The organism is Mycobacterium sp. Marseille-P9652 (genome assembly GCF_902652685.1).
Classification (GTDB): domain Bacteria; phylum Actinomycetota; class Actinomycetes; order Mycobacteriales; family Mycobacteriaceae; genus Mycobacterium.
Genome location: NZ_CACRUY010000109.1, coordinates 1 through 5,426, shown reverse-complemented (window position 1 = coordinate 5,426; position 5,426 = coordinate 1). Strand labels below are relative to the sequence as shown.

5 protein-coding genes are annotated in these 5,426 nt (G+C 66.4%); 2 read left to right on the top strand and 3 right to left on the bottom strand.

Annotation, left to right across the window (positions count from 1 at the left end; all coding sequences use genetic code 11):
• Positions 1-396 precede the first annotated feature (396 nt).
• Positions 397-855, top strand: coding sequence for an SRPBCC family protein (locus tag GPY60_RS26210; protein ID WP_156690610.1), 459 nt, complete (start codon positions 397-399; stop codon positions 853-855).
• A gap of 57 nt (positions 856-912) precedes the next feature.
• On the opposite strand, the gene GPY60_RS26205 is transcribed toward GPY60_RS26210, so the two are convergent.
• The 3 genes from GPY60_RS26205 to GPY60_RS26195 all read right to left on the bottom strand — a co-directional run bounded on the left by GPY60_RS26205 (position 913) and on the right by GPY60_RS26195 (position 3,416).
• Positions 913-1,665, bottom strand: coding sequence for a PE family protein (locus tag GPY60_RS26205; protein ID WP_156690609.1), 753 nt, complete (start codon positions 1,663-1,665; stop codon positions 913-915).
• 154 nt (positions 1,666-1,819) lie between these two features.
• Complete coding sequence (locus GPY60_RS26200) at positions 1,820-2,992, bottom strand: LLM class flavin-dependent oxidoreductase (RefSeq protein WP_156690608.1); 1,173 nt, start codon at positions 2,990-2,992, stop codon at positions 1,820-1,822.
• 154 nt (positions 2,993-3,146) lie between these two features.
• The gene (locus tag GPY60_RS26195) at positions 3,147-3,416 is read right to left on the bottom strand and encodes a hypothetical protein (RefSeq protein WP_156690607.1); all 270 of its coding nucleotides are present in this window, start codon (positions 3,414-3,416) and stop codon (positions 3,147-3,149) included.
• A gap of 365 nt (positions 3,417-3,781) precedes the next feature.
• Here GPY60_RS26195 and GPY60_RS26190 point away from each other — a divergent pair.
• Positions 3,782-5,426, top strand: a 1,645-nt coding sequence (locus GPY60_RS26190) for a PPE family protein (protein WP_156690606.1), incomplete at its 3' end; no start/stop codon positions are given.

Here is a 5,426-nt window from a genome sequence, read left to right as displayed (position 1 = left end):
GCTGTGTCGGCGGCGGTCCGGTGTCTGGGTCACCGTCGGCGCGTCCGCGGCGGGCTGCCTGGGCCCGCTGCTGCTGGCCGCGCGAATCATCCCCGCTCCCATCGTCTTCGGCAAGGTTGCGGCGGGGGGGGCCCGACGGCCGGGTGGCCCCCCCCCCCGGGGGGGGGGGGGGGGGGGGGCCGGGGGGGCCCCCCCCGCCGCAACCGCCCAGCGACAGCGGCACCGCCGGCACTGCCAGCCACCTGACGGACGTCGCTGCCATACGTGCATGATCGCGGTCCGCGCACCGCGCCGGGCGATATTCACCGACGCCCGACGGGGTCCCCGCGCCGGGCGGGCGGTAGGGTACGCGCCAGTTCGAGTCGATCGTTGGGCGCTATCTCCGAGGAGTTGGGCATGCCGGGCCGGAAGTATTCGTTCGAGATCAACCGCACCAGCAGCGCGCCCGCGGCGACGCTGTTCCGGCTCGTGACGGACGGCGCCAACTGGTCGAAGTGGGCCAAGCCGATTGTCGTGCAGTCCAGTTGGGCGCGGCAGGGTAACCCGGCGCCGGGCGGGATTGGCGCGATCCGCAAGGTGGGCATGTGGCCGGTGGCGGTGCAGGAGGAGACCATCGCCTACGAGCAGGACCGCCGTCACGCCTACAAGATGGTGGGCCGCAGCCCCGCCGAGGACTACGTCGGCGAGGTCGTCTTCACGCCCAACGCGTCCGGCGGGACCGACATCCGCTGGACGGGCTCGTTCGTCGAGCGCGTGCCCGGCACCGGGCCTGCGTTGCAGGCGGCGCTGGGAGGCGCGGTCCGGTTCTTCGCGGGACGGCTTGTCAAGGCGGCCGAGCGCGAGTCGGGGCGCTGACGTTTGCGCTCGTCGTTGTCGCGCCGGCCCGAAGATCCTCGAGACGATGTGAAGCGATTAATTGGGCAATAGCCCTGCCATTGCCGGCGGCATGCCGTACGGGTTGCTCAACACCAGCAGCGCTTGGAAATACCGGGCAAAAACAATCGCTGGCAAGAATATCGCCGTGTTAAGTGATTGGACTAGTGGAGTAACGGCTGAAACGAGCTGCTGCAAAGCGGGAAACGCCGTCAACAGCGTGTTTGTCACGTCGATGACAACGTGCAGCGCTAAGTTGAACAACGGGACCGATTCGATGAAGCCCATCACATTAAGGGCGATAGAAAGTATGACGAGATCCGCGACGAGCCAAGAAAGAAAACCGGAAACGGCGACGACGAAGATGCCGGCCACGGCGGCCCCACCCAGAAGAAGTCCGGTATTCGTCACCAAATTTGTGATCAGATCGCTCAATGTGGACTCGGCGGCCGTGGCAGCGGCAACCGGGGTCGTCGAAATCGCCGCCAAGGGCTTCAGCAATGACGCCACGTTCGCCGCCTCGGCACTGGCGTACGAGGCGGCACTGGCCGTCAAGTGCTGCACGAACTGCTCCTGAAATGCCGCCGCCTTTCCGGCCAGCATTTGATAGTCGTGCGCGTAACCGGAGAACAGGTGGGCGATACCCACCGACACCTCATCGGCAGCGGAAGGGAGTACGGAAAGGGTCGGCGTAGCGGCTAGCATGTGAGCCGCATCGATGGCGGAACCGATACTCGCGAAGTCGGTCGATGCTTGTGCCATCAGTTCCGGGATGGCAATTAGGGCAGACATTATTACCCTCCCCGCCCGAATCGTTATCGACTCATCGGTATCCAGGGATTGTCGCCGCAGCGGTCCAAATCCAGCTAGGGACTTTGGCCCTCTTCGTCGGACCGAATTCGGGCGTTTGCGGGCATCTGCGCCAAGTGGTCAGTCAGAGACCAGGTCAAGTGTCGCTGGCGAGGCGTTTCTCGCTTTCGTACTTCTGCGCCATGTGGGCGACGGCGTCCAGCTGCGATTGCGCGAGGCTCTCGCGCGCCTGACCCGCGCGCGCGGCCGCGTCCAGCGTCGGCTGCGCCTGCCCCTGGAAGTGCGGCATCACCTCGGCGGCGAACAGCTCGGCCGACCGCTTGGTCGCGGCCGGGTTCGCCCATTCGTGCCCCATCTGCAGCATGCTCCCGAAACCGCCGGACTGATCCCAGAGGCGCTGCACCTGCGCCCGCGCCTGCTCGGGCGTCCCGATGACACCCGCCCCGTTGTCGTTGATGACGTCGATCATCTCGTCGAGCTGATCACCCGGCATGGTCATCTGCGGGAACGCGGCCACCTTCTGGAAGTAGCGGAACCAGGGCTCGATGCCGAACTTCACCTCCTCGCGGGCCTGCTTCTCGGTCTCGGCGAGATGGAACAGCCCGACCAGGGTCCAGCTGTTGCGGTCCACCTGCTTGCCGAAGGCGGCGGCGCGTTCCTTGACGATGTCCCAGTGATAGGACAGCGCGTTGAAGCCCTCGACGGTCAGGGTCGCCCCGATCGACAGCAGGCCGATGCCGTGCTTGCCCGCCAGGCGCGCGCCGGTGGGCGACGCGACCGCGGCGACGGCCAGCGGAATCCCGCCGTCGGAGTACGGCGCGAGCTGCAGACGCGCGTCGAACAGCTGGTGTGTCGCGGTCTTCGCGGAGACCGTCTCCCCCGCGAGCAGACGCACGACGATGTCGAGGTTGGTCTCGAGCAATTCGCGCGTGTCGGTGGGCGTCAACCCGATCATCGCGGAGTCGGTGGGCAGGGATCCGGGGCCCACACCGCCGATCACCCGCCCGTGGGTGAGGTGGTCGAGCAGCATCAACCTGTCGGCGACCCATAGCGGGTTGTGGTACGCGAGCGAGATGACGCCCGTGCCGAACCGAATTCGCTTGGCGCGCTCCGCTGCCGCCGCGATGAAGACCTCCGGCGAGCTGATGATCTCGCTGCCGGCCGAGTGATGCTCACCGAGCCAGACTTCGTCGAAGCCCAGGGCATCGAGGTGCTGGATGAACTCCAGGTCTCGCTGCAGGGCGAGAGTCGGGTTGGTGCCCGCACGGTGAAACGGTGCGATGAAATAGCCGAACCTGAGCTTCGCCATTGAAGTCCCCTATGCATTCGCGTTGGGAGTGAACCATAACTCGAATGCGGGGCTTCTCCCTAGGGACCGCCCGGCCGCCCGAATTGCTCAGCCGATGGGGCCAGGTATTCCCGGCCCCACCGGCTATAGGGAGCAAGTATCTAGGAGAGCGCGATCAGGGGATGCTGCCGCAGATGTTGCCGACGCAACCGCCGCCGCCGCCGGTGGGGCCGCCCGGTCCGCCACCGCCCGCGGGGCCGCCCGGCTCACCGCCGCCGCCCTGCGTCGTGGAAGGGGCCACTGTCACCGAGGTGGTCGTCGTCGTCGACGACGGGGTCGTGCTGCTGCTGCTCGGACCCTTGTTGCCACCCCCGCAGCCGACCGCTAGGACGAGCATGGCCGCTCCGCCGAAAAGCGCGGCGGCGGTCCTGGCGTCAGATCTCATCTTCAGTCCCCGCTTCCCCCTGCGCACCCGTTGAAGTCGCAACTGCTTGCCAGTACCCCCTCCGCCTGCCGCGCAAACAGCGTGATCGGACGAGCAGGCGCGGCGGGCGCCGCACGCTGCCGCACGGATTTGCACACCCGGGCCGCAGCGCTTTTACATTCCGCCTCTTTTGCTTTCGAACTGCGCTCGCGTCAACCGCGTGGACAAAATCTAGATCAACTATAACGGTTGTATAACGGTCTCCTTTTCATTAAATGAATTCGGGCATTTAGCGCGTAGCTTGTGCCTCTACGGTTCGCGCGGATACGTCGATGCAAGGTCGACCGTCGCGGGCCGCCGAACAGGTCACCCGGAGAGGTTGCGCCATGAGCTTTCTTGTGTTGCCGCCGGAAATCAACGCGGCCCGACTGGCGGCGGGCCCGGGTGCGGCGCCCATGACGGCCGCAGCGGCCGCCTGGGGTGGTGTTGCCGCCGAGTTGTCCTCTGCCGCAGAGATCTTCGAGTCGGTGACGTCCGGACTGGCCGGCGGCGCCTGGCAGGGTCCGTCGGCGACGGCCATGGCCGCGGCCGCGGCGCCCTTTGCGGGCTGGCTCAGTGCAGTGGCCGGGCAAGCGGAGCAGGCGGCCCGGCAGGCCCGCGCCGCGGTGCTCGGATTCGAGGCGGCGCAGGCGGCAATGGTGCAACCGGTGATGGTCATGGCCAATCGCTCTCAATTGGTGTCGGCGGTTATTTCCAACATCTTTGGCCAGAATGCCCCCGCGATCGCCGCGATCGAGGCCGAGTACGAAGAGATGTGGGCGCAGGCCGTTTCGACAATGGCCGGCTATTACGCCGGCGCGTCGACGATTGTCTCGGCGCTCGCGCCTTTCCCGCAAATTCCGCACGCGCTGTCGGCGCAGTCGGGCGTCGGCGCGATCACGGCCGCGGCGTCGGCGCCGCCGGCCAAGACGCTGGCACTCAATCTGGGACTGGGCGACGTGGGCGGTAGCAACTTCGGTCTCGCCAGTGTGGGTAACGGGAACTTCGGCAGCGGAAACCTCGGCAACTCCAACGTCGGCCCCGGCAACCTCGGCACCTCGAATGTCGGCCTGGGCAACCTCGGCATCGGAAACAGGGGCCTCGGCAACGCGGGCAACTTCAACATCGGCATCGCCAACACCGGCAACAACAACGTTGGCATCGGCCTCACCGGCAGCAATTTGATCGGTCTGGGCAACACCTATGTAGTCCTCGGTCCGGCGGGGATCGCCCAGGTCAACCTCGGCGGCCTGAACACCGGCGACGGAAACATCGGACTGTTCAACTCGGGGACCGGAAACATCGGGTTCTTCAACTCCGGAACGGGCAACTTCGGCATCGGCAATGCCGGCAGCTTCAACACCGGGCTGTTCAACTCGGGCCTGGCCAACACGGGCATCCTCAACGCGGGCTCGTTCAACACCGGCCTGCTCGACGCCGGCACCGCCAACACCGGCATCCTGAACCCCGGCAACTACAACACCGGCAACTTCAACGCCGGTTCCTCCAACACCGGCGGCTTCAACACCGGGTCGGCGAACACCGGCTTCGCGAACCTCGGCGACCTCAACACCGGCGCCCTCAACACCGGAAACATGAACAACGGCTTCTTGAACAGCGGCGAGATGAACACCGGCGTGCTCTACCCCGGCGTGGGGCAAGGCAACCTGCACATCGCCATCACGACGCCCGACCTGACGTTGCCGCCGTTCGAGATACCCGCAATCACGATCCCCGCCTTCGACCTGCCGCAGTTGAGCATTCCGTCGGTGACCATCCCCTCGGTGACGATTCCGGCGGGGACGGCGGTGGGTGCGTTCAGCTTGCCGCAGTTGAGTATTCCGTCGGTGTCGGTTCCGTCGTTCACGATTCCGGCGGGGACGGCGGTGGGTGCGTTCAGCTTGCCGCAGTTGAGTATTCCGTCGGTGTCGGTTCCGTCGTTCACGATTCCGGCGGGGACGGCGGTGGGTGCGTTCAGCTTGCCGCAGTTGA

Coding starts and splice junctions, on each gene's coding strand:
- GPY60_RS26205 (WP_156690609.1), bottom strand. CDS start 1,665: ATGTCTGCCCTAATTGCCATCCCGGAACTGATGGCACAAGCATCGACC.
- GPY60_RS26210 (WP_156690610.1), top strand. CDS start 397: ATGCCGGGCCGGAAGTATTCGTTCGAGATCAACCGCACCAGCAGCGCG.
- GPY60_RS26195 (WP_156690607.1), bottom strand. CDS start 3,416: ATGAGATCTGACGCCAGGACCGCCGCCGCGCTTTTCGGCGGAGCGGCC.
- GPY60_RS26200 (WP_156690608.1), bottom strand. CDS start 2,992: ATGGCGAAGCTCAGGTTCGGCTATTTCATCGCACCGTTTCACCGTGCG.